We start from the raw sequence: 25,720 nt of genomic DNA on the forward strand, positions 1-25,720 counted from the left end.
CTCGCCAGCACGGTCACAAGAATGTCTATGCCATGAGGACGCTCACCAGCGCTCCGCCGAGCAGCGACGGCCCGGCGGCGAACGTGGAATTCACGCTCTTGGACGACACCGCGACCACGAGGGCGACCACTGCGGTCAGTCCGGTGGCGATCAGCAGACCTCGCAGCAGACCGTCCCATCCGAACCAACCGAGGAACAACGCGAGCGCGCCGTACAGCGCCGTATCGCCTCCGCCGGTGTGGTCCGGCGCGAAGACCTGAACCAGAGACGCGAGACCGAACGCGACCACGGCAGCCGCGCAGGCGAAACCGAACCTCGACCAAGTTTCGTCCATGAGCGTGATGCCGAAGAACGCCACGGCACAACCGCCTGCCAGCGCCGTCACCATCGGGAACGGGAGTCGTCGGCACCGGAGATCCGTGAGGGCGAGGCCGCATCCCAGCGCGCAGACCCAGCACCAGACCAGCCAGCTCGGCGTCGTGCCCATCCGAAGCCAGCCGATCCAGCTGGCCGCCGCCGTCGCCGTCGACATCGTGGCCGCGACCGCGAACCGTGCACGGGGCCTGGTCACCAGGACCGTGCTCGTCGAGCGCTCCGCAGCGGCGAGCAACGCCGGCCCTGCTGCGAAGCTCCCGACTCCGACTACAGATTCCAAGGTCGGCACTGTTGGCACTCCCCAGCGAAGCGCGCAAGCACGAGCGAATCATGGCCTCGCCCTCCTTGTCGGTGATGGTGACCGGCTTGGTCCGGAGCAATCGCCGGCTCCGAACCGAGCCGGTCACCTACTTCCGTCCCCGGAGCTGAAACGTCCGGGCCAGTCCGTTCTAGCTGGTCAGCCCCGACTATCTGCAAGGTAAGTACGTACTGAGCCTTGGCTCAGTACGTTGATCTTCACTCGAACAGTGGACACCAGACCGCATATTTGCCCCGGCGCAAGTCCTCTCGTGGTAGGTAGTGGCCGTGGCCAATGACTGGGACGTCCCGTACCGCCAAAGCCTGCACGAGGCACTGGCCGTGCTCTCCGGTCAATGGACGGTGGCGGTATTGGCCACGCTCGCGCTCGGCGAGCGGCGTTACAAGGATCTGATGGCCGAGGTGAACGGCGTCGAGGAGCGCGTCGGATGGGTCTCGCACCCGAAGCCGGTCACGGACAAAGTGCTGACCGACACCCTGCAACGGGCTCGGGACAACGGGCTTGTCGTGCGCCGTGCAGAGGGAAGCCAGATCGGCGGCAGCGTCTGGTACCGGCTCACTCCCAGCGGCAAGGAGCTTCTGCGCGCCCTGCGGCCGTTGGCGACATGGGCGCAGCAGAACCGCGACAGCCTGGCGAAAGAAGCCGCCCGCAAGGCCGACGAGACTTGATCACGTAGTCATCAGGCGAACCTGGTTTCGCCCACCGTCCTTCGCGGCGAACAAGGCCAGATCGGCAGCCAGGAGCACATCCTCGAGACTCTTCCCGGCATCCGGGTACAGGGCGGCTCCAATGGATGCACTGAGTGGGTGCTGGTCGCCCGCGGCGTGATCGTGGATCCCGTCGACGCGCAGGCCGAAGATGGTCTCGCACGTCCGGTCGGCAACGGTTCTGAGCTCGTCCTGAGTTACGTCGGGAAGAATCACAACGAACTCTTCGCCGCCGAAGCGGCCGCTGCAGTCCTCCCCGCCGACGCTCTGGAGAACCTGACCAACGGCGCGAAGTGCTCGATCTCCGGCTTGGTGGCCGAAGGCATTGTTGATCCGGCGGAAGTGATCAAGGTCGATCATCAGCACACCGACCCTCGTACCGGTGCGTTCAGCTCGCGTGAACTCAGCTTCAGCGAGGGCGTGCCATGCGGTCGAGTTCAGCAAGCCGGTCTTGGAGTCGATGGTGGCCGCGTGTTCGAACTGCCGGATCAGCACCGACCTGTGCAGCGCATACAGCGGCACGAAGATCAGCACGACGAGCGTGGGGTGCATGCTGAGCAAGAGAGCGGTCACGACACCCATGCACAACGTCGCGAGTTCGAGCGCGTTCTCGCTGAACGGACCGAGGAGCCTCCTCGCGGTCCTGTCGGGACGCACGATCCCGATCGTGATCGCGGCGATCAGCGAGTTGACTGTGAAGTACACAACGACGACCGCCGCGCACGCCAGCGCATCCGAACCGTCGAACTCGTGCGTCATCGGCACGAGGTGCATCTGTTTGGCAAGCCACCCCGCGACTTGGCAGGACAGGATCACGTTGGCCGCATTGAACGCGAACCGTGACGCGAAGGTCCCGGCCACGCCACGCGAGCAACGCAGCCACAGATGGACATAAAGAACGACAGCGAGACCGGCGGCGAGAGACGGGGACAGGATGAGAGCGCCTGCAAGCGTCCACACTGACGAGAAATTGACGTGTGGCGTGTCCGCGAAGCGCCTCCGACGCCGTTCAACGCTGCGCGCCAACTCGGCCGCGATCACCCCGAAGACCATGACGAACAGACAGACGCGAACGTCTGCCCACGAGGGCGGATCAAGCGCTGCGCTGACGCCGACCGCCGCAATTGCGGCCATTTCGATGAACACGACGAACGCACGCGCATACACAGAGTGAGACCAGACAGACCAACCTACGCGTCCAATTGGGCTACCCCCATGCGCGCTCTGTGACTTCCCCTGCATACTGACCGCACTTCCGTTCCCTTCGGAGGAGGGGCCGGTCTCCGAAGTCGCCGCTTCCTGGTCGGCGGGACCTCCTCCTTCAGCCGGACGTCCCGGGAGGAGGCCGCGATGCGTAACAAGGAAGTCTGATGATCTTCGCGCCGCCTGATCAGCTTGTGCAGGCTCGTCCTCGGTAATCCTGACGCGTCGAGGACGAGCCATCTTCCAGGCCGCGCCGACGGCCACAACCAGGACCGTGGCCAACACGCCCGCGACCGCGACGGTGTACCTGGGCCCGATCAGTTCCGCGACGACTCCGCCGCCCAGGATCGCAACGCCCTGACCTGCGTAGACGGTCGTGCTGAATTTCCCCATCACGGCCCCGCGGCGGGAATCCGGGACAAGAGCCACGATCATGGGCTGCAAACGGATCAAGTAGATCGTCGAGAAGACGCCAGACAGCGCCCACAACGCGATCGCCCAGGCGATTCCCGGCAAGAACGCGCAGGCGATAAGCGGCACACCCGCCAGCGCCGCCGGGACCACGACAGAACGCTGAGTCGGCGTTGTCGACGAGCCGGTCTTAGCCGCCCACCATGCGCCGATGACGCTGCCCACGGGATCGGCTGCCATCAGCAGGCCGATCGCGACCGCTCCCGCTCCGAGAGCTCCCGCGTACGGAGCGGCGAGACCTTCGGGCACTACGAAGAGCCCGATCAAGGCCCCCAGGACGAACGGCACCGCCAGCCTGAAGTCGATGCCGCGCTGGTAAGCATCGGCGCCGACCTCGCCGACCGCGGCCCTCTTCGTCGCCTCGCCCGATCGGACGCCCGTCGAGATGATCAACGCGCTCAGCCCGAAGGTAGCGGCGTCGACGATCAGCGCACCTGACGGGCTGATCACGCCGACGAGAATGCCGCCGAACCCGAACCCTGCCACCTGGGCGATCTGGACCGTCATCTGACGAAGCGCTAGTCCAGGCTGGTATCGGTCATCGCCCAGCACGTCCGGCAGCAGAGCTAGTTGCGCCGCTTTAAATGGGGCCGCCGCCATGGTCAGCAAGCCGATCAAGGCCCACAGTACCCATAGCGGCATGCCGGGAATGGCCATTGACGCCGCCAATGCGCCACGCAGTAGATCGGTCAGTACGAGGACGCGCTTGCGCGGAAATCTGTCGGCCAGGCCGGACAACAGAAAACCGCCGAGCACGGCAGGAACGAACGTCAGAGCGTAGGTCAGCGCGGTGAGTACGGCCGAGGAGGTCCGGTCGAAGACGAGAACCGCGAGAGCGACCCTCGCAAGTTGATCACCGAGGATCGACACGGCTTCGGCCGACCAGAGCGCACGAAACTCGCCGACTCTCAACGAGTCGATCAGTCCGGCCCCTCTCACACGCCGCATTTGGCCTCCCCACCACGCGCGGTTTGTGCTCCAGTCCGCCGTGAAGGCGTCACACGTCTGGACCAGCCACGGTATGCCCGGAGAGTCGCCATCTGGATACCATCAGCGAACTTTCACCCGATCGCAGGCACCCTGTCACTCATCGTGAACACGAGGTTTGACCGGCCACAAAGGACCGGCGCCAGTTCGTCTGCCGATGCGGAAGGCACGATTGATTTCGGCCAGTTCCACCGATAGCAAACGGCACGATTCGCAAGCACTGAGGTGCTCCTCAACCTGGCCGGCCTCGCGCTTCAGCAAGCCGTCCCGGGTCCATGCCCCGAGGCGTTTGATTGTGGGAGCGCATCGTTTCGCGTTGTCGACAGTCAAATGAGCCTGAAGATAACCTTGACGAAGGCCTTCTCGTGCTCGGTAAGCCAAAGCCGACACGCCATTGGCCGTGAGCCCCAGTTCGGGCGCGATATCCGCAGGTGTCCTACCCTCGATTTCGATGCGCCTGAGTACGTCCTGCCACCGCTCAGGCAACCGCGCGAACGCCCTGGCCGCAAAACCCCGCTCCAGGCCGGCTATCGCCGTGTCGTTGAAGGGCACGCTAACCAGCACAGGATCGACAGTCGCCGTGATGTCCTCCGACAGCTCGACTTTCCGATCTCTGCGCGTCTTCGTATAGGCGGTGTAACGCAGTGCCGTGAGCAGGTACGGACGAAAAGCGGCACTAGGGCCTCGGCCAGAACGAATTATCTTGAGAACCTTGCTGAACGCCTCGGCCACCAAATCATCAGCCTCGAAGCTCGAACGAGCAAGCTGACGGGCCAGGTTCCGAGCCGACGCGACGTGCCGCTCGTAGAGCTCTCCATACGCCGTAATGTCTCCGTTCCGGACGGCGATGATCAGCCGGGAGTCGCTTCTCCCCGGAACTTCGCTAATGGATGCTTGGGCTCCCGAGGCACTCCGACGCGTACAGCGAACACGCCTACGCCAGCCGCCCTTCTCGCCAGAACGATCAATAAGTTGAACCACCGTTTGCGTACCCCAATTCCGTTCTGAGTCAACAAAAGCGCATTCCTGCCTGACTGCTGTCAGGGAGGCGAATCGCCAGGTTCAGCGAGCTCGTGTCGCCCCGGCCCAGTTGAGCCGAGCAAGGAAACAGCGAAGGCCGGGAAGAGAGCAGCCATAGCGCGCACGCAGCACAGCGGGCACAAGGTGTCCGGGACCGGTGGTCGCTGCTCCCAGATCTCTTCGATCGGAAGCCCGCATAGACCGAAGCACTCGTCGTTCGGCCAGACGACGTGGACACGACCGGCGTAACGGTCCGCAGTCCCGCCCTGCTGGTTGGTACCCCAGAAAAGCAATGGCTGCACCTGCGTCTGCCGCATGGTTCACCGAACCCACGCGGTTCGACGGACATGTTGGTGACGCCCAGCCGCCTGAGCCCACGAAATCAGCGAAGGCATCACCGTTGATCTTTCCTTCCATGGCGCCGTTTTCGTGAGCGGAAGAGCGGCAGAAGTGGAACCGGTGGCCCGATCCGGATCGGGGGCCACATCGGGCCACCGGAGTTGTAAAGCGCCCGCAGTGCCGCGGGAGCAGGTCTGTCACCGAGCGACGGACGTCGCCATCGCTCTTGTGGTGGCGACTACCGCGGACTGTGGCGGGAAGTCACCTCGCGCCGTCGGCTTGCACTCCCAGCGCCAGAGATCGAGCCGTTCGTCGTCCGGAGACGGCAGGACGACGTGGTCTCCCGAGGGAGCGACGGACGCACCGAACCGGAGCAAATCGGCGAAGACGGCCTCGTTCGGTTTATGGCCGGGCCCGGTGATGAACGTCCACCGCTCGGTATGGGGCCGCTCGATCACAGGACCCGCGAGAATTCGAACGCGCAGGCCTGCGAGCACTCGACGACCAAGGTCGCGGGGCATGCTGACCGCGCCGAACAAGCCTCCCACGGGAAGGAGGATCCGCTGCGCGAAGGGATCAACGGCAGCAGGCAGGCAATATTCGTTGCGGTAGAAGGCGCACCGCTCTTCCGGAGTTGAGCCCGAACATGTAGCTGGGCCGCCAGGCGTCGAAGTTGTCACCGCAAGCCACCTCCTTCTGCACAGGGGCGGTCAGAGAGCGCGGGGCGCGCTTTGGGTTCGAATCCGTGAGTCGCGAATCGCTCGTTGCTGACGGATTGCCGTGGGCTGCGCGGCCGGGCGACGAGGTGCTCGAGACCCCGGGAGGCGAGGGTCGAGTCCGACGTCGTCAGCGGCGCCTCGGGGGCTGGACGCGATGGCAAATGACGACAGCGCTGAATCCGGCGCTGCTCAGCCACGTACCACCAGCCGACACCGACTCCGACCACGCAGCCCACCAGAAGAAGGAGCGCCACTGCGATCGCCACCCCAGACCCCCTGGACATTTCAGTGGGGGCTTCGAAGGCACTGGGGACGACCACGGCCTTCGCAGCGGCGATGCTAACTTGTGTACACATCGCTTCACGCTCCTTCGGGACCTGGTGTTATCCGCTCCACCTCGACTGTAACTTGTGTACTCAAATTAACTAGGCCACCGAATGAGTGAATTGCGGATACGCTCCGCGACAGGACACCCTGTGGAGGTGAAGGACTCCGTGACGCAACACCTGCAGTTGCCGCCGCCCGTCATGAAGGTCGTTCTCGGCAACCAGCTGGCCAGGCTGCGGGAAGCCGCTCAGGCTACGCAAGACGACGCGGCGACGGTTCTGGGATGCACTCAGCAGAAGATCGCTCATATCGAGAGCGGCAGCGGGATCAAGCTGATCGAGCTCAACGCGCTGCTCGACCGCTATGACGCGAACGAGTCCGACCGGGCCTACGCGCGGGACCTTCAAGCCGAGAGCAACCGCCGAACCAAGCGCGGCGCCTTCAGCACCCGGTTCCGCCAGTACCTGCGACTGCTGGTCGACATGGAACCGAGCTGCCTCAGGTACTCCTCATACCAAGCACTCGTCGTCCACGGACTTCTCCAGACGGAGGACTACATGCGCACGAACGCGCGTGCCTGGCGGCCTTCGCTGACTCCCGAGGAGATCGACAAGTACGCCGCCGATCGTCTGGCGCGGCAACGAGTGCTGGACAACACCGACCAGCAGTTCTGGTTCATCCTCGACGAGGCTGCGCTCCATCGGACCGAAGGCGGTCCAGTCATGAAGGCCCAAATCAAGAAGCTCATAGAGACCATCGATCGCCCGAACATCGAACTGCAGATCGTGCCGTTCGCCACCGGCTACTACATGGGCCAAGGGCACGACTACACCATCTTCGGTTACGACACGAACCCCGCGGTTGACATCATCTATCTCGAGCAACATGACGGCGGCGAGTACGTCGACAACAGCAAGCGGACGGCGCGGTACCTGACGCTCTGGGACCACCAGAAGGCAGCTGCCAGCGGGCCAGAGCAGACGCGCCGCACCTTGCTCGACATCGCCTCGTCGTTGTAGCCGGTTGCGGCTTCGTCGAGATCAGAAGGGGACGAGCAGGTAGATGAACATCCAGGACGCCCATAAAGACCACCTCGATACCGATTTCAAGGAGTGGGAGAAGTCCCCTCTGAGCAATCCGCCGGACAACCAGTGCGTCGAGGTCTCGATCACCAAGGACGCCGTTGGCCTCAGGGACAGTCGGAACCCGGACGGCTTCGTGCTGGTCTTCGATCACGGCGAATGGGAGGCGTTCGTCGGCGGCGTGGCCAACGGAAGCTTCCGCTTGCCGAGGTCGAGCTGACAGCCGGCCGCTGATCCGCGGAGAACGGGCCTCGTTCGGCCCGTTCTCCGAAGACCTCGTCGACTGCGGAGAGGCGCCTACGGGTTCGACGCCATCCGTCCCGCGAGGTTTGCGGCGACGTCGGCGAACGCAACCTGGCTCTGTTCGCCGGACTCCATGTCCCGCACGGTCACCGTCCCACGTTCCTGCTCGTCCGGGCCGTAGAGCAGGACCCAGCGGGAACGCTGCTCGTTGGCCCACTTCATCTGCTTCGCCAGCTTGCCGGAGGAGCCGAGGTAGACAGCCGTGCGCAGGCCGCGGCCGCGGAGCTGGCCGGCCAAGCTCACGATCTCGCGTTCAGCGCCAAGGACGGTCAGGGCGACGTCGAGGCCCTGTTCCGTCGGCGCTTCGGCCTCCTGGATCGCGAGGATGCGTTCCAGGCCGATCGAACCGCCGCAGGCCGGCATGTCCGGCCCGCCGAGCTTGGCGACCAGCTGGTCGTAGCGACCTCCTGACGCGATCGAGCCGGGGTACCCCACTGCGGAGACTTCCCAGATGGGACCGGTGTAGTAGTCCAAGCCGCGCACCATGCGCGGCGTGAACCGGACACGGCCCGCCGGAAGGTCCTCGGTCAAGGCGAGCAAGCGGTCGACCTCGGCCAGACCGGCGCGGCCGCGCTCGGTGGTGCCAAGCTGCTCGCGCACCCGCTCGCTGTCCGGAGCGATCACGTCAGCGACCAAACTCTCAGCGACGGTCGTGGTCAGACCGCGCTCGACCAGCTCGGCGATCACAGCCTCCGGGGCGGCCTTGTCCAGCTTGTCCAGTGATCCGAGCACGCGCGTGCCCAGCTCGTCCGGGATGCCGTAGGCCTCCAGCAGACCGGCCAGTGCCAGCCGGGAGTTGAGCTGGAAGACGAACTCCTTGACGCCGAGTGCCTCGAGTCCGCTGTTGATCGCCCACACGATCTCGGCGTCGGCCAACGGAGACGCCGAGCCGAAGATGTCGATGTCGCATTGGACGAACTCGCGGAATCGCCCGCGGGCGGCGCGATCCGCCCTCCACACGTTGTCGATGACGTACCGCTTGAACGGCAGCGACAACCGGCTCCCATGAGTGACCACCGCGCGGACGGCCGGGACGGTGTGGTCGTAGCGCAAAGCCAGGTCGGCTTCTCCGGTCGCCTCGTGGACACCGCGCTTGAGGATCTTGAAGATGAGGCTGCTCGCCTCCTCCCCGAGTTTCCCGGCGAAGACCTCGAGCCGCTCGAACACCGGTGTGGTCAAGGGCTGGAAACCATGATGCTCGAAGATCGTGCTCACCCGGTCGAACGCGAGCTTCCGGCGACGAACCTCGTCGCCTACGAAGTCGCGGGTACCTGATGGTGGCTCGACCTTCGCCATGAACCAGCCCTTCACACGTAGTGGATTGAATGGTCATTCTGGCCGAACACCCGACCTGGTGACGGGACCGGCCCCAGTCAGGATGCTTCGTGCCAGTCCCCGAAGAACTCCCGCAGCAGGCTGAGCACCTGCCGCTCGCTGCCCTCGTCGCTGAGCCCGGTCCGCATCAGTGGCGTGCCCTCGATCGGGTTCAGCGGCTCCCAGCCGCCGACGTCGTTCATGAGCTTCGAGACACCTTTGAGCAGGGACAACGACAGTTGCGGGTTGAGCGCGTCGAGGGCGTGCGCCAGGACGTAGATCGCCGACCGCTGCGGCGTCGTGGAGTCCACCCGCTCTCGGTAGTTGCTCGCGCTGTAGCGCGGATAGCAGGCGTCCAGCAGGTACTTCGGGATCTCCCACAGCGGGAACAAGCAGTCCACCGTGCCCATCCGCCGGACCGGATAAGGAAGAGGCTTACGGCCGTTGAACAGACAGAACAGCAGCTCGGCCGCCAGGTCCTCCCGGTTGTAGCCGACCGCCAGCGAGCGAGCTCCCCGATCCGTGCACAGGCGCCGCCCGACCAGGTTCACGAAAAACGTCCCGAAGAAGTGCACGGTGTCCGGGCCGAAATCCCTCCTGAACGACTCCCACAACTCCGCCGGGGACTTCGTCATGCCGAGTAGATCCGCCATGTCCTGCGCGTACAGGACCACGTGCTCGAACCCCGCGCTCTCGCACAGCTCTCGAGCACGATCGACCGCGGACTCCGGCCACAAGGGCTCCATCGCCAGCGTGAAGCAGACGACGTTGCCGGCCGGCTGCCCGGTCGCGGAAACGAACTGCTTGAGTCCGTTGACCAAGGTATTGCTGTCCCCGCCGCCGGAGATCCCGGCCATGATCGGTCCGGTGACTTCGTACTGGGCAAGGAAGTGACCGATCCTGCTCGCCACCATCTCCCGCAACATGGTCTCGTTTACGAGATGTGCCCGTGCCATCGGCTGGTGGCTGCCCACGTCGAGATCCGGCAGTGCCACAACCGGATTCTCGTCGTGGGCGACGAGGTCAACCTGAGGGGCTCGAAGTGTGGTGATGTCGGTGTTCCGGATGCACCGCAGCACTACCCGGTGAGCCGCCGGCACCTCGTTCAGCACCGTCGTCATCGGCGTCGGCCGCAATCCCTCTTGATCGTCGACGACATAGGCTTGAAACAACGAAGGCGGCAACTGGTTCGCCAACAGCATGTCCGCCAGCGACCACGCCTCAGGTGGCTTGAGGGACCGCGGGCCGGCAGTGAACTCCAAGCTGACACGTTGCCGATCACTAGTCATCAAAAGAACGTCCTTCCAGCTCGCGGTCCCATCGCCCTACAGGTGCGCGGTCAGTGCGACCGGCGTCATGAACTCCTCGAGGCGCGACGGCGTCATCCGATCCAGTCCGTTCCGGACGGGAATCGTCTCGGCGACCAGGGCCGCCAGCTCGGTCACTTCAAGCCGCTCGTCTGACGCGGCGACCGCCTCCGACTGGGTAACAAGGGGTACAGACACAGCAGGACCTCCAATGGGCTCGGAAAAGCTCGACTCCATCGAAGGTAATAAGGCGATCACCAGCTGTGAACACCGCGCAGTTGAAGCGAAATCAGTACTCGGCGCGGGCACAGACGTGAGGCTTACGGCAGAGCACGCCAGCCGTGCCAGGGGCGCTCTCCGTGCTTGCCCTGAAGACATTCGAGACGCCATACCGCCTGCTCCTGTGCCGCGCGGTTTCGCGCTGCGACTTGCACCGCCATGCACGTCATCCGGAACTCACGGATGTCTCTGAACAGATCGAAGCCGTCCCACTGACTCACGTCGTGTCCGTAGGTGGCGCAGAAGCCGTCGTATTCTTCCCGGCTTATCCAAGCGAAGGATCGGTACTTGATCGCCGTGTGCACGAGGTCCCATTCAGGCGGGCCCATCGCGGCCCGCTCGAGATCGAGGAAGACGACGCGATCATCAGCGGTCGACACGACGTTGCCTACCCAGGCGTCGCCGTGTACGACACACCATGGCAAGCCGTCTGGACGACGGACCCAACGGTCTTTGAGATCTCCGAGCAAGTCCCGCATCCAGTCCCGGTCCGACGAGTTGAGCGTCGTTGCCAGATCGATCCGCTCGGCGAGCCTCACAAAGGGCTGAATCTCTGAGAGTTCGAAGGTTCGGGGTGGGTCGGCATCATGGAGCCGCCGGAGCGCCTTGGCGACTTCTACGGGCGTCCCATGTTTATGCGGCGGCAGTTCTCGCCAGAACGTCACCGCGTGGCCATCCACGATCACAGGCTGGCCTGGAGGGCCTGCGAGCTCGACAGCTGGGATGCGCGCCTCATTCAGCCATCGAGCGACCTCGACCTCCTTGCGAGCTGAGGCGACCTGGCCGGTACGGGCGATTCGGGCGACCAGGCCGTGCGCCACGCTGATGATCGCGTTCTCGCCAAGGCGGATGACCGAAGCGTTCGACGTATCGAGTCCCGCGATCGCGCACGCGCGTGTCAGTAGATTCAGGGCGTCCTGTTCGTCAGTCAGCCCGGTCACGCGACCCCGAGCCGATCACCGATTCCACTTTGCAGCTCAGCCACTTCGGCCACTCGATGGTGTTCGTGTGCGAATGTGCGCAGCTCCCGCAGGTCGTCGGCGGCTCGCCTCGAAGTGATCGTGCCCGCCTCCCGCAAGGCCCGCGTCCCGATCTGGGCTGCTTCGACCGGATCGCCCGCGCGCATCGTCAGCGAGGCCAGCTTGATACCGGAGATGGCGCGCGACCGCGCGTACGGTTGAGAATGGCCGGCGACGGCGAGTGCGAGGCGATCGCGTGCTTCGCCGACGAAACGCCCGTCGACAGCGAGATCGAAAAGAGCGTGGCCGGTGTCGCCGGCATGCTGGGCTTCGTCGTAGTACCGCATCCAGACGGGGTCGTTGTCGGGCTCGGCATTGGCGAACTGCTCATCTGCGAGGCCCACCGTGGATGCAGCTTCAGAGACCCGGTGAAGCTTGGCGAGTGCTCGAGCGCGCGCGGTCAGCAGCATGGCTCGTTCGGACGCCGTGAGCCTGTCGGCGCGAACCATTGCCAGCTCGACCAGCGTCAACCCGGCATCGGGATTCCCACACCAAATTTCTTGCCTGGCCATACTGGACAACACCTTCGCGCGAAGATGCCAATCGTTGGCCTCCTCGGCACAGCCAAGAGCGAACTCGAACATCCGGCGAGCGTCGTCGTGGGCGTAGGCATCGAACGCCATGAAAGCCGCGGTGTGGCCTAAGAACCCGACAGCCGAGTGCAGGTCGCTGTGGAGTCGATCGCTGCACCGGGCGCTGAGAAGTCCGGCGGAATACCGCAGCTGGGCTGCGACGGCTTCACGAACCAGGCCGCCGCCGTACGTATGGTCCCAAGTGCCGAAGAGCTGCGCGGCGGTCCGGACCTGCTCGATCTCCCTTTGACCGACGACGGAGGGAACCGGTGTCGGCTGCTGCGTCAGCAGCGCCTCGCCCAGCGGGGCCACCATGGCTCCGGCGGTGACCCCCAGAGCGGCACGCAAGAAGTCGGACCGTTTCACGGTGCCCAGGCTAGCCACCCTCGACCGTGACCGACGAAAGCCGAGTTCGGCGTCCGTAGCGACGCCGAGCACAGCGCGAAGTCCGTCTCGGTAGTCCGCCTGCGGCCACCTGATAGCACCACGTTCCAGCTTGCCGATGTAGTTGCCGTCGAGCTCGATCTTCCGGTTCAGATGATCATGCACCCAGGCGTTGACCTGCTCGGCAAGCTCAGCCCGGCTCAGGAACTCGCCTGGCACTTGCGCCGATTCCGTGCGCGTTCGAAGTTGCCGAAGTTGATCGTTCGGTCCAGACACGACCGCCTCCCGGGAGTGCTCGTCTCTCGTGATGATCGCACAGTAACTGGCCCATTACTCCTTCGAGCTCTCCCTGTAAACCTCCCCTGATCCTCCCCTTGACATCCCAGGCATCCGGCGTTCCGCCAGGTGGCAACTCGAAACCAGGGTGGACATATGACCACTCCGAGGACAAGAGCGATGGGTGAACAGCCGACCTGCACCCTGCTGACGCCTGCCTTCGAGCGGGGAGTGGCCACGGGGCGTCGACAGGACGGAATGCAGCGGTGCCCACGGGCCTTGCCCTTGGCGAGCACATGAGCGCGCCCGAAGCGGAGCGCCGAGCGGTTGAGGAGTTCCCGGTACTGCGCAAGCTGATCGATCTTCGAAGTACCGCCCAGTGGTCCTTCTTCCCCGTCGTCACGGCAAGCGAAGTCACCGAGATCCGCGGAGTACGCGCCTGGGTGCACGGATGGGCCGACGCGCTTTTGGTTCGCCACAGCAGCGATGCCGCCGCGCTTCGGGTGAATCCCGACGACGAGATCGTGTGGCAGCAGGACGGCGGCCTCGCGGACGTTGTGGACCGATTGAACGAACTGCCGCCCCCGGAATCTTCCCGTGCGCCCTCCCTCGCCATTGCCCGCGCGGACCGCCTCCTCTGGACACCAGGTCGAAGTCTGTAGCAACGCAGCGTTCGCGTTCACTTTTCGCGCCGTCGTACGGACTCATCGAGAGGATCAATGTTCACCAGCGGAAACTCCTCGTCGACGCACTGCGACGAGGCCCAACGACCAGACATTCAGGCGTCGAGCAGGACGCGTCCGACGTTCGACCTTGACTGGGCATTGGTGAACCTTCCGTCCCGCGAGGTACGAGCACACCACGTCTACGGCCCCCAATTACAGAAACGTGTTGCACGAGAGTACGAGCGCGACTACAACCTCACCGCGGCGAAACTCGCAAAGAACTACGGGACGTCACCCTCATGGATACAGAGGGCAATCGAAAATTCTGGCGTCGAACTCCGCCCCAAAGGAGCAAGACGCAAGCCCAGACCATACACCGACGCGCAACTCCGAGCCGAATATGAAAGAGACCAGAGATCAGTTCGGGCAATTGCGCAGAAGTACTCTGTCGGGCTCAACCTGGTGTATCGAGATATGGCCAGGCTGCAAATCCAGCTTCGCAGCGTCAGAGAGCAGCGGCGTTTGGATCATCATGAACTGACATCCCGCGAACATTCAGGCAGCAAAAGGAAAGACAGCTATGAGCAAAGATGACCCATCCCTCCCAAGCCGACTTCTCGGCAGCGAGATACGTCGCATACGGAAGCGTGCAAAGTATCAAGCAGTCGACATTAGCCGCATGACCGGCATCGGGTCATCAAGCATTTCGAGACTTGAGAAGGGCGCCCGGAGCCTGAACAATTTCGAGGTAGCGTTTATTCTCGGACTCATCAAAGCAACACCCGGGGAATTCTCAGACGCAATGACCCTAGCGGGGCTTGCATCCTCAAAGACCTGCACATTAAGGCACCCTGCAAGGTTCCCCGATCAAGTCGGCCCACTGCTCGCACTCGAGGAGCGAGCGGCGAACGCGATGATCTTCGACCCCACCGGAGTACCAGACCTTCTCCAGACCGAGTCGTACATCCGAGCTGAACTCGCGACGCTCGACACCCCCGTTTGCGCCCATGAATCCTTGCTCGAAGCACGAAAACTCCGGCAGCGACGGTTCTCCAATGTCAACGGCATGCAAGCAACCTTCTATCTCGATGAGCGAGGCTTGTGTCGTCAACCAATTGACGCTTCGATGATACGAGACCAGCTATTACACCTGGCATTCATGGCATCGACTTCGCAATGTTGCATCAGGATCATACCAGCAGACATTCCCGTTCCAGTCATACCCGGGCCAGTAGGACTTTTCGAAGACTCCGAACTCCCTGCGCTGACGAAGATCGAAACACCCTTCGCGACTATATTTTCCCAGGACGAAAGCGAGGTCAGGTTCTACAGCGACGAGTTCAAGAAGCTTAAAACCCACGCACTGGACGCAGATGAATCAATCGCATGGATGACTACACTGGCCGGCAATCTCCAGCCGCTTGCAGCCGTTTAGGCCACACTCGACGTTGCCGCCAAGGCGGAAGCCGACTTCGCGGACCCCCTCAGTGAGGTTTCGCACGCTTACCAGCGGGCCCAGCCCGGCTCTGCCGCCGTCGTCGTCGAACAGCACAGTCTCCGTCGCGACCCTTCCGCCGCCTCAACGTCCCCTCGTGAAGCTCTCGGAGGACGTCCGGTCTGGGTAACCGTCTGGAGCGCCCACCACCCGTTCACCGATGACGTGGACTTCGAAACGCCTGAGGTCGTAGCCTCCAGCTTCCCACGCCATGTCACTTGTCTCGACGCGCCACTCACGCCCGGTGACACGCTCGCGCACCAGCCAGCCCAGCCCGTCCACCTCCTTGACCTGCACGCCATGCGGCGCTTGACCACGAACCTAGCACGACAATAGAACACATGTTCGCATCCAGCTTTCAGGAGGGCGGTCGGCGAAGAACACCTCGGATGCCGACCTGCCCAGAGCACTGGCCGAGCGGGTCACCCAAGCGCCGGGTCCCTCCGACGCTAAGTCTCTCGGGGCGCGGCGTCGTCTTCAGCCATCGTGACGTGCCATTCCGCACGGGCGAGGAGCTCGTCGAAGGTCACCACTTCGGGTTCGTGGAGCTGTCGCCGATACAGCTCGAAGGAGCGGATGCGGTCGCGATGATGCCCGCCGTCATGTCCAAGAAGTTGGTCAAGCGAGCCGATGACCAGGAATGCCCGGGGCTTGAGCATGTAGGTGAACCCGCCTGGCACGTCCGAGCCATCGGGAGCGACGTCTTGGAGGCGTTCACCGATCTCGTTCACCGCTCGATGCACCGTGCCCTGCACCTGTGCTACTCCGCCAGCCAACTCGTCGGAGGGCGGCCAGCACCCGGACCTGTACTCGCTGGCGGACAGCAGCGCGGTGCGATGGGTCTTGATCTCGGCGAACACCATCGACTTGATCCGGCCGGAGGTACGGAGCAGCGCGTCGGCCCGCTTGCCCACGCTGACGACCGATGCGCCAGCGACGACCTGTTCCAGCTTCTGGTCACTCCATGACGTGAGCAACTGGCCGATGAGCGGAACTCCGAGTATCCATGGGTTGTCCTCGAAGAACCTTTGCCACACCCCCTCCCGCCGCCTCCCGGGTGCCTGCTCGACCTCAGCGTCGAAATAGTCGTCATCACTCAGCAGACGCCGGAACTTCTGCAGCTGACCGCGGCGATGCGACAACGCGATCACATCGCGTGCTGACTCATCGTCGGAGATCAACTGCCGCAGCTGCGACGGGTCTTCACGATAGATTTTCGCCAACGACTCCGGATTGGCGAACAGCTCCCGCACCAGGGAGTCATCAACCCGTACGGTCTGCTCGCCGTCGACCGGAATGCACTCAAGGGTGCGTAGCAACTCCACCAGCCGTCCCGCTTCCGGCTGCCTCAGGTTCAGCCTCGTCTCCACCTTTCCCTGACCTTTGGCCGGTACCCGCTGCACCCAGAGCTCACGGACGTTGCCCGCTTCCCGCGCGATCAGCAGCTTGACTTGGTACCGGCCGGCCGGAGACTCGGAGACCAGCCACTGCTCACCATCAAGTTCCGCGGTTGTCTCCACCTCGGGATCGAACACCTTGCACACGAACCGGGCCGGCTGGCCGTTGTCTGCGGAGTTCGGCCACGAGATCGGGAAGCTGGCCGACGCGTAGGTCCTACTGGGAAGCCTGCCCTGCGCGTACGTCGTCTCGTCGACGTCTTCGCCCCACGGGTCCACATTCACGATTCACACCCCGCTCCCTGCCCGGCCCCGAGTGACCTCGACGACCGCTAGACCGTTGCCCTCAGGGGTCGGAGGCCCACTACCTGCCGTTACGGCGGTTACCACTCCGAGACCGAATATGCGACAGCGGAGACCGGAGCTGCGACCTCCCGTGACGCGCAGCGGACAAGGGTTGTCACAGCTTTCACCGCCGACCGCACGGTCTCAGTCGAGTTACAAACTTCGATAGTAGACCTCCTTGGGTCGCAACCGAACACGACAGCTATACCCCAGTGCAGCGTCTACACGGTTTCCCTCAACGACACCATAAACCAGCCTCCAAGAGTCCTACTAAGACACTTCGTGGACGAACAATCGATCGGGTTTCCTTCGGTGGCTTGGCTTGTTGCGACGAGGTTACTTAGCCGTGCGCTTACCCAAACCGTGTTGACCTATACCCTATGGGGGCATACAGTCCCACTCACTCGAGTGACGCGTAAGTGCACCACCACAGGGCCGCGCTTGACGCTCGGCGGCAGCTTCGGACGCCGCCGGGCGGCACGCCGTGCGGCAGCGCCGCAGGCCCTCGTTCGTGAGGGAGACGCTATGCGAAAGTCACCAATCCACCTATCCCGAAGGGCATTCCTGTCCGCTGCCGTCATCGCTTCGATCGGCTCTGTGGCGGCATGTTCAAGTACCGCGTCCGGCGACGTCCTCCAAAAGCTGCGAAGCGGCGGGAAGATCCGTGTCGCACTCACCCAGGCGAATCCACCGTGGAACTTCGTCGAAGGTTCGGGCACGCCGGCGGGGTATGACGTCGACGTGGCGCACGATCTGGCCAGGCGGCTGGGCGCCAGTGGCGTCGAGTTCGTGCAAGCCAGCTTCCAGACCTTCATCGAGGGCGTGAAGGCCGACCGGTTCGACATGGTCATCTCCGGGCAGACCATCACCGCCGAACGCAAACAGCAAGTCGACTTCTCGCGCCCCTACGAGGTCAACGGGATCTCGATCTTCGTTGCCACGGGCAACACATCGATCAGCTCACTCGCCGATCTGAAGGGGAAAGCCGTCGCAGTGTCGGCGGGAACCACCCAGCACAAATACGCCACGGAAAAGATCCAGGACGTACGCGTGAAGACCTATGACAACGCCACGCTCGGCCTCACGGACCTGTCCCGTGGCAACGCCGACGCCATGCTGGTCTCCCGCTTCCAGGGCGCCTATCTGGCGAGCAAGAACAGCCTGAGTGTCCAGCCGGTCGGCCCCCTGCTCGAAAGCGAGGTCAACGGGATGTCCTTCCGGAAGGATTCCGGAGCTCTGAAGCAGGCTGTCGACAAGGCGATCGACGAGATGATCGCGGATGGAACGCTCACGCGGATCTCCCAGAAGTGGCTGGGCGGCTTGGACATGGCGGCCGAACTGAAGGCGCTGCCGGCAGGTTGAGAGGTTAGTCAACACGTGTGGTGAGGAGGAAGTCGTGGACCTACTGGCCGGCGCGTTCCCGATGTTGTTGCAGGGGCTGGGTGTCACCGTCCTGCTCGGCGTGACATCGTTCGTTTTCGGATCTCTTCTCGGGGCGCTGATCGCTCTTGCCCGGATCTCCGGTTTCCGGGCACTGAGAGCGGTGGCGATCTCCTATGTCTCGGTGTTTCGGGGAACTCCGCTGCTGATCCAGATCATGTTGCTCTACTTCGGACTTCCGCAGCTCGGAATCCAGCTGGCACCTATCCCCTCCGCGATCCTGGCACTGACATTGTTCTCCGCCGCCTACCTGAGCGAGAACTTCCGCGGCGGGATCCTGGGCGTCGACAAAGGACAGTGGGAAGCGTCGTCGTCGATCGGCATGCCGTACTGGCGTACGTTCCGGCGGATCGTCTTTCCACAGGCAATCAGAATCGCGACCCCTGCCGTGGGTAGCCGGTTCATCGCACTGATGAAGGACACCTCACTGGCATCCGCGGTCACCGTAGTCGAGCTGACGCGGGTTGCGGAGAGCGTGGGCAACGCCAGTTTTCGATACATGGAAGCATTTCTGGTCGCGGCCTTGATGTACTGGATGATCAACACGGTGTTGTCCATCGGGCAGGGGATGCTCGAAAGGCGGCTGGGAAGGGCGTACTGAGCATGAACGACTTCACGATCGAACTGACGGACATCCGGAAGAGCTTCGGTGAACTCGACGTACTGCGTGGTGTGAACCTCGCCGTCGAACGGGGTGAGGTGGTGGTGTTGATGGGCCCATCCGGCTCGGGGAAGACCACCCTGGTCCGGTGTATGAACCTCCTGGAGGAGCCCGATGGCGGTCACGTGCGGATCTGCGGGTGCGACTTCAAATGCGGAACTCGACGTGACCGGGGGCGCAAGCGATTGGAGCAACGGGCTCGCAGGCACGCGGGGATGGTGTTCCAGCAGTTCAATCTCTTCCCGCACATGACGGCACTGGGCAACGTGATCGAAGGGCCACGGCAGGTGCGGAAACTGTCCGAGGCCCAGGCAAAGAAGCTGGGGGAAAGACTTCTGGACCGGGTAGGGCTGGCGGACAAGAGCGGTGAGTACCCGTCGCGCCTTTCCGGCGGGCAGAAGCAACGCGTCGCGATCGCCCGTGCGCTGGCCATGGAACCGGAGGTCGTGCTCTTCGACGAGCCGACCTCCGCGCTCGACCCGGAACTCCACGCCGAGGTCCTGGACGTCATCCAGAGTCTGGCTCGCGATGGCATGACGATGGTGATCGTCACCCATGAGACGCATTTCGCGCGGGAGGTCGCCGACCGGATCGTGTTCATGGACGGCGGGGTGATCGTCGAGGAGGCCGCTCCGGACGTGTTCTTCACGCGACCGTCGCAGGAACGAGCCAGGTCGTTCCTCCGCCTCGTTGATCATTCGGCAGTGATTTCGGCTCCGGCACCGCGTCGCGGGGAGGAGGCGGTATGACGGGCGAAACGTTCGATGTGGAGTTGGCCCGCAAAGAGACGCCGGGCTGCGCTTCGGTGATCCACCTCAATAACGCGGGATCGTCGCTGATGCCGCAGCCCGTGCTGGACGCCGTGATCGATCATCTCCGCCTCGAATCCCGCATCGGCGGCTACGAGGCCGCGGCGGAGGCGGCCGACGAGGTGAGCGGGGTGTACACCTCGGCCGCCCGCCTGCTCGGTTGCACGCCGCCGGAGCTCGCGGTCCTCGATAGCGCCACCCGTGCGTGGGATCTCGCGTTCTACTCGATCCCGTTCCAGCGTGGCGACCGGATCCTGACCAGCGAAGCCGAGTACGCCAGCAACTTCATCGCCTATCTGCAGGTGGCGCAAAGATACGGCGTTCAGGTGGAGGTCGCGCCGAACGACGAGTCGGGACAGCTGTCCGTGGTGCGCCTTCGCGAGCTGATGGACGACAGGGTCCGGCTGGTGTCGCTGACCCACGTACCGACCAACGGCGGCCTGGTCAACCCAGCGGCCGAGGTCGGCAGAGTGACCCGCGAGGCCGGAGTCCTCTATCTGCTCGATGCGTGCCAGTCGGCCGGTCAGATGCCGCTCGACGTCGATGTCCTCGGCTGCGACATGCTGTCCTTGACCGGGCGGAAGTACCTCCGCGGGCCGCGCGGCACCGGCCTGCTGTACGTCCGGGCCGACCGGCTCGACGAACTGAGCCCTCCGATGCTCGACCTGCATGCAGCGACCTGGGTGACCCGCGACAGCTACGAAGTCCGGCCAGGGACGCGCCGATTCGAGTCGTGGGAGTGCAACTACGCGGCGAAGATCGGGCTCGGTACAGCGATCGACTACGCGCTCGGCTGGGGGCTTCCGCGCATCCGCGATCGGGTCTACCACCTGGCGGATGGCCTGCGTGATCGTCTCGGCGCCATCCGCGGAGTCGAGGTCCGTGACGTCGGCTCGGAGCGGTGCGGTATCACGTCCTTCACGGCGGAAGGCCTGTCCGGCGAGGAGATCAAGGCGTTCATGGCGAGCCACGGCATCAACGTGAGTGTCTCGCGAGTGGCGTCGACGCGCTGGGACATGGAAACCCGAGGTCTGGACGAGGTCGTCCGCGCGTCGGTCCACTACTACAACACGATCGAGGAAATCGACCGGTTCTGCCAGGTGCTCGAGGAGGTGGCGACGCTGTCGCGCTAACCAGATCACCCCTTTGGCCGCTCACACGGTGACACTGCCGGAGTTACGTTGGGTAGTTCACGTGGACGGATCGGGGAGGTCCGATGACGCAGCTTCCGATGTTCGGCCAGCCACCGGACACACCCACCGCCAAACCAGCGGGCGATCATGCCGTCACGCTGCAGGTCCTGATCACCGTGAAGGCGGCCCCGAACCCGTCCGAAAAGTACGGCGAAACGGTCTGCGTGGCCGGGCTCAGCCTCGACCCGGATCGCCCAGGCTGGATCCGCCTCTACCCGATCAACTTTCGGGAGCTCGGCCCCGACGCGAGCTTCGCGAAGTACGACGTCGTCTCGGTCGAGGCAGTACCGGCCAGGCAGGACAGCAGGCAGGAGAGCTGGCGACCACGGATGCCCACCCTGAGGCTCGGGAAACACCTGACCAAGTGGTCGCACCGCCGCCCGTGGATCGATCCGGCGATCAGCAACCAGACCACGATGTGCCGCCTCGTTCGCGGCGCCACCATGAGCACGCAGTCACTGGCCCTGATCCGTCCGAAGAGGATCACGGCGTTACGGATTGCCCGGCATCAAGGCTGGTCGAAAGCCCAGCAAGCCAAGATCGACACCTACGTCGGCCAGCTCGACCTGTTCGGCAACGAGGACCGGACGCCGCTACGGGCACCGCGGTTCGCCGGCACCTACCACTACGAGTGCGAAGAGCGCGATTGCAACGGCCACAAGCAGGGGTTCATCGACTGGGAGTTCGTCGCGTTCCAGATCCGGAACCTCCGCGGCATGAACGACGCCGACGCGGCCCAACTGCTCGAGCAGCGGTTCTTGCACGAAGTCTGCGGCCCCGACCGCGACGTCGCCTTCTACGTGGGCAACGTCGCAGCGCATCCCCGGACGTTCAGTGTCCTCGGCGTTTACTGGCCGCCGCGGTCAGTTCAGAGGTAGGCGGCTGGCGATCTCCGCCAGCACGACGTCACGATGGCACCGCCGCTGATCAGCTTCGAAGCACAGTACGGCGACACGTTCACCGGCAGACAGGCGAGCGAGCTCGTCCAGGCTGGCTTGGGCCTGGGTGTTCTCCAGCAGCTCGACGTACCGATCTTTCGCCTGCTTGAGCTCGGTCTCGTCACCGGCGAAGCCGGCCCGATTCGTTTTGAGGTTCCCGAGCTCGCGACGGTGGTCGTATTCGATCCCGGCCTCGGCCAGCACGGCACGTAACGCCGTCTTGCTGAAACCCCTCTTGCGCGAGATCGGCGTCAACCTGACATCGACCAGACGCGTCACGCCACGCTGCACGAGCCCGTCAACGAACTCGGAGATCTCCTGTCCCTCGTATCCGACGCCGATGGCGCCGTCACGAAGCCGGGTCGCGCTGCTGGTCATGCCCACAGCCTGTCATGAGACCGCCCGCAGGACGACCCCAACCCCACTCCGTCTGAGCGGACCGCTTGTCGACAGCTCACTTTGCGCGCTACGGCACATATACCCCCTAAGAGTATAGGAAGGGAGTGCATGTGCCATCCGACAAGTACTTCGAGCGTGCGGGAGCGTCGATCGCCTACCAGTTCGAGGGTTCCGGGGCCCCGCTCGGTTACGCCCATGGCGTTCCGCTGAGCCGGAAAGCCGTGCGGAGCTTGGAGCTCTTCGATTTCGACTCGCTGGGCGAAGGCCGCAGCATGCTGGTCTACGACCAGCGCGGCCACGGCCAGTCGACCGGCCGTCCAGTCACCGAGGACTACCTTTTCGAGAACTTCGCGCAGGACCTGCTCGCGCTCCTCGACGCTCTGAAGATCACCGAGCCCATGGACTTCGCCGGATCGTCACTGGGATGCGATACGGCCCTGCGTGCGGCAATCGCGGCCCCGCACCGCTTCCGTCGACTCGTCTTGATGATCCCGCCCGTCGCCTGGACGTCTGATGCCGAGCAAGCGAAGCAGTGGTACTTCGACAGCGCGGACAGCATCGAAGCAGTCGGAGCGGCTCAATGGCGCCGGCAATGGGCGCACGCCGAGCCGCCGCCGATCTTCGCCGGCTACCCGAATTACAGGTTCTCCCCTGACGTGCCGGACGAACTACTTCCCTCGATTCTGAGAGGCGTCGGAAGGTCGGACCTGCCCGCACCCGAGGCGATCGCGACGTTGACCCACCCGACGCTGATCCTTGCCTGGGACACTGATCCCCTGCACCCCGCGTCCACGGCCGAACGCCTGCACGAGCTCATCCCCGGGTCCCTGCTCCACGTGTCGACGTCGGTGGCGGACATCAAGACCTGGACCGAACGCATCACTGAGTTCGTCACCGCCTGAGCCAGGCGATTCTTCACCCAGCCGAGATGCGATCGCTCCGCTAGCCTCCGTAGTAGATCCCACGTCGAGTGAGGTGAGACCGTGCTGGGTGCGGTGGCAGCATTCGGTGCCGTGGTCGTGCTCGTCGCCGCGGTCTACGGGTTCGCCAGGTTGATCAGGCTGGCTCCGATGGTGCGGGACGTGGCGCCGTTCCTCTCCGGCGGATCACCTGCCGAGCACGCGGTCTCGCGGTATCACGTCCGCTGGTACACGATCACGATGGTCTTCCTCGCGTTCGACATGGAGATGGTCTTCATGTACCCGTGGACGCTCGTCGTCGCCGAGGTCGGGACGCCCGCCGTCGTGGAGATGTTCCTGTTCCTCGCCGTTCTGGTCGCCGGAGTGTGGTACGCCTGGCGAGAAGGCGCGTTCCGATGGACGTGAGAACCTGGCTGCTGCGGCATACCCCGATACACCCTTTGTTCGTCACCACATTGGGTGGTACGAACGTGCGGCTCGCTGCCGAGCGCGTCGCACGGATCCGCGGCTGGCGGCCTGCCCTGAATCCGGCGGAGGCCAATCTGCTGGTCGTGGCTGGTCCAGTCGATCCGACGATGGCACCCTTCCTTGACTCGATGTGGAAGCAGATTCCGGCCCCCAAGGCGCGGATCCATCTCGAGGATCCAACGGCGGTCGAAACGGAACTCGCCACGGGTGCGGATCAGGTGCGTTCAACGGACGAACAGCCAGAGGCTGAGGTCATCACAGCTCACGGCGGCCAAGCGCACGTCGAGTCCAACACGATGGCTGAGCACGGCCACTCGCACCACGAGCACGGAGAACAACAGCACCTGCACGACACTGCGATGTCCCACCGCGAGCAGGACCCCATGGCGATGAACCATGACCATGGTGGTCACGCCGGACACGACATGAGCGGTATGGAGATGCCCGGCGGCATTCCGATGGCGGACCGGGCTCCCGACCGTGACGAACTCAAGCTCGACCAGCTCACTGTCCCTTTAGGACCAGGTCTACCCGCTTGGCCAAGCGGGCTCCTCGTCCGGGCCAAACTCCAGGGAGACGTGATCCAGGAGGCCGCGGTCGAGGTACTCGGTGATCCTCCATCGGAAACGGAGCCGTTCTGGGCGAGCGCAAACCGACAGTCCGCGCGCCGGCTCGACAGCTGTTCACGACTGTTGACGGTGGCGGGCTGGGAAGACGCGGCCATCACCGCAGCCCGGTTGAGGGACGACATCCTGGCTGGGAAGGACGTCCAGAGCGACGTCACGCGATGGGCACGCCGGGTTCGCCGTTCCCGGACGCTGCGCTGGTCGCTGTCCGGCGTAGGTGTCCTGGACGGTCCGAAGTGGACCGACTCGACGGCGGCCGGTGACGCGTACGACCGGCTAATGCAGTGGCTGTCCCCTGTTGCGGCGGAAGACGACGACCCGGCCGCACTCCTGGACGCGCTGCCCCGACTGCTGACCGGCGCCGAGGTCGCCACGGCACGGTTGATCGTCGCGAGTCTCGATCCCGACCTCGAGCGTCTGCGGGTGGCCCATGGTTGAGGAACTGCCCTGGTGGGGCGGACTCGTACTGCCCCTCGCGCTGGGAGTCCTGGTCGCCGCGGCGGCGTCCTGGGATTCGCTGCTGTCCGCGCGGGCAAGTGGCGCGAACGCCAGGTCAGCGCTCACGCTGCCGTTCCGCGAGGCGGGTGGCCTGCTGGTCCAGCAGCGACGTCGCACGCTCGCGGCGGACGCCATGCTCTGGCGTGGTGGCGCGATCGCCCTCGTGGTGGCCGGTGTACTCGCGTCGCTGGTGACGCCGTTCGGGCGATGGGCGGTGGCCGATTTCTCGGTCGGGATCGTGTGGTTCAACGCGATGGAGGTCGTCGCCTGGGCGGCGGTGTGGATGGTCGGCTGGGGCGCGAACTCGGCGTACGGTCTCGTCGGCGGCTACCGGTTCATCGCGCAGGGGCTCGCCTACGAGCTGCCGCATATGTTCGCGTTGATCACCGCGGCGCTCGGGGCGGGTTCGTTGCGGGTGTCCGACGTCGTCGCCGCGCAGGACTCGCTGTGGTTCGTCGTGTGGATGCCGATCGCCTTCGTCGTGTACTTGCTGTCGGTGCTGGCGATGTCGTTCTGGGGACCGTTCGACCAAGCCGTCGGTGCGGACATCGCGGGCGGGGCGATGGCGGAACTGTCCGGAGTGGACCGGTTGGTGTTCACCGCGGGCCGGTGGCTGCTTCTGGTTTCCGGCGCTGCGTTCGCGGTTCCGCTGTTCCTCGGTGGCGGCGCCGGCCCCCTACTGCCCTCGTGGTTGTGGACGCTGTTGAAGACGGTCGCCGTCCTCGGATTGCTGGTGTGGGTCCGGCGCCGGGTCCAGACGGTGCGGATGGAGCGGTACGAGGAGGTCGCGTGGATCGTCCTCATCCCGTTGACCCTTCTGCAGGCACTCGTCGTCGCCATCGTGGTGATCGCCCGATGAGGAA

General features: G+C 64.4%; 24 protein-coding genes. 14 read left to right on the forward strand and 10 right to left on the reverse strand.

Annotated features, from left to right (window positions below; genetic code table 11):
- Positions 1–25 precede the first annotated feature (25 nt).
- A complete protein-coding gene (locus ACFVM3_RS13570) occupies positions 26–571 on the reverse strand; it encodes a methyltransferase (protein WP_378438469.1) in 546 nt (181 codons plus the stop codon).
- Between the two features lie 389 nt (positions 572–960).
- Here ACFVM3_RS13570 and ACFVM3_RS13575 point away from each other — a divergent pair, with 389 nt between their 5' ends.
- Positions 961–1,362 carry a winged helix-turn-helix transcriptional regulator gene (locus ACFVM3_RS13575; protein WP_378438471.1) on the forward strand — a complete coding sequence of 134 codons (402 nt, stop codon included), beginning with the start codon at positions 961–963 and terminating at the stop codon, positions 1,360–1,362.
- Here the strand turns inward: ACFVM3_RS13575 and ACFVM3_RS13580 are convergent, their stop codons facing one another.
- The 3 genes from ACFVM3_RS13580 to ACFVM3_RS13590 all read right to left on the reverse strand — a co-directional run bounded on the left by ACFVM3_RS13580 (position 1,363) and on the right by ACFVM3_RS13590 (position 5,879).
- Positions 1,363–4,023 carry an MFS transporter gene (locus tag ACFVM3_RS13580; protein WP_378438472.1) on the reverse strand — a complete coding sequence of 887 codons (2,661 nt, stop codon included), beginning with the start codon at positions 4,021–4,023 and terminating at the stop codon, positions 1,363–1,365.
- Between the two features lie 135 nt (positions 4,024–4,158).
- Positions 4,159–4,950 carry a sigma-70 family RNA polymerase sigma factor gene (locus ACFVM3_RS13585; RefSeq protein WP_378438526.1) on the reverse strand — a complete coding sequence of 264 codons (792 nt, stop codon included), beginning with the start codon at positions 4,948–4,950 and terminating at the stop codon, positions 4,159–4,161.
- A 668-nt stretch (positions 4,951–5,618) separates the two neighbouring features.
- On the reverse strand, positions 5,619–5,879 hold the full coding sequence (locus ACFVM3_RS13590; protein WP_378438474.1) for a hypothetical protein: 261 nt from the start codon (positions 5,877–5,879) through the stop codon (positions 5,619–5,621).
- Positions 5,880–6,622: 743 nt separating this feature from the next.
- Between ACFVM3_RS13590 and ACFVM3_RS13595 the strand changes: the two genes are divergently transcribed.
- Positions 6,623–7,486 carry a DUF5753 domain-containing protein gene (locus ACFVM3_RS13595; protein ID WP_378438476.1) on the forward strand — a complete coding sequence of 288 codons (864 nt, stop codon included), beginning with the start codon at positions 6,623–6,625 and terminating at the stop codon, positions 7,484–7,486.
- A gap of 43 nt (positions 7,487–7,529) precedes the next feature.
- Complete coding sequence (locus ACFVM3_RS13600) at positions 7,530–7,769, forward strand: DUF397 domain-containing protein (RefSeq protein WP_378438478.1); 240 nt, start codon at positions 7,530–7,532, stop codon at positions 7,767–7,769.
- A 77-nt stretch (positions 7,770–7,846) separates the two neighbouring features.
- On the opposite strand, the gene hisS is transcribed toward ACFVM3_RS13600, so the two are convergent.
- From hisS to ACFVM3_RS13620, 4 genes are all read right to left on the reverse strand, one after another.
- Complete coding sequence (gene hisS / locus ACFVM3_RS13605) at positions 7,847–9,148, reverse strand: histidine--tRNA ligase (RefSeq protein ID WP_378438480.1); 1,302 nt, start codon at positions 9,146–9,148, stop codon at positions 7,847–7,849.
- Positions 9,149–9,225: 77 nt separating this feature from the next.
- Complete coding sequence (locus ACFVM3_RS13610; protein WP_378438482.1) at positions 9,226–10,428, reverse strand: hypothetical protein; 1,203 nt, start codon at positions 10,426–10,428, stop codon at positions 9,226–9,228.
- Positions 10,429–10,793: 365 nt separating this feature from the next.
- Positions 10,794–11,693: a phosphotransferase family protein gene (locus ACFVM3_RS13615; protein WP_378438483.1), complete on the reverse strand. Its 900-nt coding sequence runs from the start codon at positions 11,691–11,693 to the stop codon at positions 10,794–10,796.
- A complete protein-coding gene (locus ACFVM3_RS13620) occupies positions 11,690–13,003 on the reverse strand; it encodes an XRE family transcriptional regulator (RefSeq protein ID WP_378438485.1) in 1,314 nt (437 codons plus the stop codon). The genes ACFVM3_RS13615 and ACFVM3_RS13620 overlap by 4 nt, the downstream gene beginning before the upstream one ends.
- Before the next feature lie 266 nt (positions 13,004–13,269).
- On the opposite strand from ACFVM3_RS13620, the gene ACFVM3_RS13625 reads away from it, so the two are divergent.
- Both ACFVM3_RS13625 and ACFVM3_RS13630 read left to right on the forward strand, forming a co-directional pair.
- On the forward strand, positions 13,270–13,665 hold the full coding sequence (locus ACFVM3_RS13625; protein WP_378438487.1) for a hypothetical protein: 396 nt from the start codon (positions 13,270–13,272) through the stop codon (positions 13,663–13,665).
- 682 nt (positions 13,666–14,347) lie between these two features.
- On the forward strand, positions 14,348–15,103 hold the full coding sequence (locus ACFVM3_RS13630; RefSeq protein ID WP_378438489.1) for a DUF5753 domain-containing protein: 756 nt from the start codon (positions 14,348–14,350) through the stop codon (positions 15,101–15,103).
- A gap of 509 nt (positions 15,104–15,612) precedes the next feature.
- Here the strand turns inward: ACFVM3_RS13630 and ACFVM3_RS13635 are convergent.
- Complete coding sequence (locus tag ACFVM3_RS13635) at positions 15,613–16,845, reverse strand: Shedu immune nuclease family protein (RefSeq protein WP_378438491.1); 1,233 nt, start codon at positions 16,843–16,845, stop codon at positions 15,613–15,615.
- 501 nt (positions 16,846–17,346) lie between these two features.
- Between ACFVM3_RS13635 and ACFVM3_RS13640 the strand changes: the two genes are divergently transcribed.
- The 5 genes from ACFVM3_RS13640 to ACFVM3_RS13660 all read left to right on the forward strand — a co-directional run bounded on the left by ACFVM3_RS13640 (position 17,347) and on the right by ACFVM3_RS13660 (position 21,886).
- On the forward strand, positions 17,347–18,267 hold the full coding sequence (locus ACFVM3_RS13640; protein ID WP_378438492.1) for a transporter substrate-binding domain-containing protein: 921 nt from the start codon (positions 17,347–17,349) through the stop codon (positions 18,265–18,267).
- Between the two features lie 34 nt (positions 18,268–18,301).
- Positions 18,302–18,946, forward strand: coding sequence for an amino acid ABC transporter permease (locus tag ACFVM3_RS13645; protein WP_378438494.1), 645 nt, complete (start codon positions 18,302–18,304; stop codon positions 18,944–18,946).
- Between the two features lie 2 nt (positions 18,947–18,948).
- The gene (locus ACFVM3_RS13650; RefSeq protein WP_378438496.1) at positions 18,949–19,755 is read left to right on the forward strand and encodes an amino acid ABC transporter ATP-binding protein; all 807 of its coding nucleotides are present in this window, start codon (positions 18,949–18,951) and stop codon (positions 19,753–19,755) included.
- A complete protein-coding gene (locus ACFVM3_RS13655) occupies positions 19,752–20,948 on the forward strand; it encodes an aminotransferase class V-fold PLP-dependent enzyme (protein ID WP_378438498.1) in 1,197 nt (398 codons plus the stop codon). Before ACFVM3_RS13650 ends, ACFVM3_RS13655 begins: the two co-directional genes overlap by 4 nt.
- A gap of 83 nt (positions 20,949–21,031) precedes the next feature.
- On the forward strand, positions 21,032–21,886 hold the full coding sequence (locus ACFVM3_RS13660; protein ID WP_378438500.1) for a hypothetical protein: 855 nt from the start codon (positions 21,032–21,034) through the stop codon (positions 21,884–21,886).
- Here the strand turns inward: ACFVM3_RS13660 and ACFVM3_RS13665 are convergent.
- Positions 21,872–22,324, reverse strand: a complete 453-nt coding sequence (locus ACFVM3_RS13665) for a DUF488 family protein (protein WP_378438501.1) — start codon at positions 22,322–22,324, stop codon at positions 21,872–21,874. The two genes, ACFVM3_RS13660 and ACFVM3_RS13665, sit on opposite strands and share 15 nt — an antisense overlap.
- Positions 22,325–22,575: 251 nt before the next feature.
- Between ACFVM3_RS13665 and ACFVM3_RS13670 the strand changes: the two genes are divergently transcribed.
- The 4 genes from ACFVM3_RS13670 (at position 22,576) to ACFVM3_RS13685 (ending at position 25,716) form a co-directional block, all read left to right on the forward strand.
- On the forward strand, positions 22,576–23,247 hold the full coding sequence (locus tag ACFVM3_RS13670; protein ID WP_378438503.1) for an alpha/beta fold hydrolase: 672 nt from the start codon (positions 22,576–22,578) through the stop codon (positions 23,245–23,247).
- Between the two features lie 93 nt (positions 23,248–23,340).
- Positions 23,341–23,670 carry an NADH-quinone oxidoreductase subunit A gene (locus ACFVM3_RS13675; protein ID WP_378438505.1) on the forward strand — a complete coding sequence of 110 codons (330 nt, stop codon included), beginning with the start codon at positions 23,341–23,343 and terminating at the stop codon, positions 23,668–23,670.
- Positions 23,661–24,797 (forward strand): hypothetical protein, encoded by a 1,137-nt coding sequence (locus tag ACFVM3_RS13680; protein ID WP_378438507.1) that lies wholly within the window; start codon positions 23,661–23,663, stop codon positions 24,795–24,797. Before ACFVM3_RS13675 ends, ACFVM3_RS13680 begins: the two co-directional genes overlap by 10 nt.
- A complete protein-coding gene (locus tag ACFVM3_RS13685) occupies positions 24,790–25,716 on the forward strand; it encodes a complex I subunit 1 family protein (RefSeq protein WP_378438509.1) in 927 nt (308 codons plus the stop codon). The genes ACFVM3_RS13680 and ACFVM3_RS13685 overlap by 8 nt, the downstream gene beginning before the upstream one ends.
- Positions 25,717–25,720: the final 4 nt, after the last annotated feature.

The organism is Amycolatopsis sp. NPDC057786, from assembly GCF_042797905.1.
GTDB lineage: Bacteria > Actinomycetota > Actinomycetes > Mycobacteriales > Pseudonocardiaceae > Amycolatopsis.

Bases quoted from the DNA above. Each gene is read 5' to 3' on its own strand.
- ACFVM3_RS13580 (WP_378438472.1), bottom strand. From the start codon at position 4,023: ATGCGGCGTGTGAGAGGGGCCGGACTGATCGACTCGTTGAGAGTCGGC.
- ACFVM3_RS13600 (WP_378438478.1), top strand. From the start codon at position 7,530: ATGAACATCCAGGACGCCCATAAAGACCACCTCGATACCGATTTCAAG.
- hisS (WP_378438480.1), bottom strand. From the start codon at position 9,148: ATGGCGAAGGTCGAGCCACCATCAGGTACCCGCGACTTCGTAGGCGAC.
- ACFVM3_RS13630 (WP_378438489.1), top strand. From the start codon at position 14,348: ATGACCGGCATCGGGTCATCAAGCATTTCGAGACTTGAGAAGGGCGCC.
- ACFVM3_RS13650 (WP_378438496.1), top strand. From the start codon at position 18,949: ATGAACGACTTCACGATCGAACTGACGGACATCCGGAAGAGCTTCGGT.
- ACFVM3_RS13655 (WP_378438498.1), top strand. From the start codon at position 19,752: ATGACGGGCGAAACGTTCGATGTGGAGTTGGCCCGCAAAGAGACGCCG.
- ACFVM3_RS13660 (WP_378438500.1), top strand. From the start codon at position 21,032: ATGACGCAGCTTCCGATGTTCGGCCAGCCACCGGACACACCCACCGCC.
- ACFVM3_RS13665 (WP_378438501.1), bottom strand. From the start codon at position 22,324: ATGACCAGCAGCGCGACCCGGCTTCGTGACGGCGCCATCGGCGTCGGA.
- ACFVM3_RS13680 (WP_378438507.1), top strand. From the start codon at position 23,661: ATGGACGTGAGAACCTGGCTGCTGCGGCATACCCCGATACACCCTTTG.
- ACFVM3_RS13685 (WP_378438509.1), top strand. From the start codon at position 24,790: ATGGTTGAGGAACTGCCCTGGTGGGGCGGACTCGTACTGCCCCTCGCG.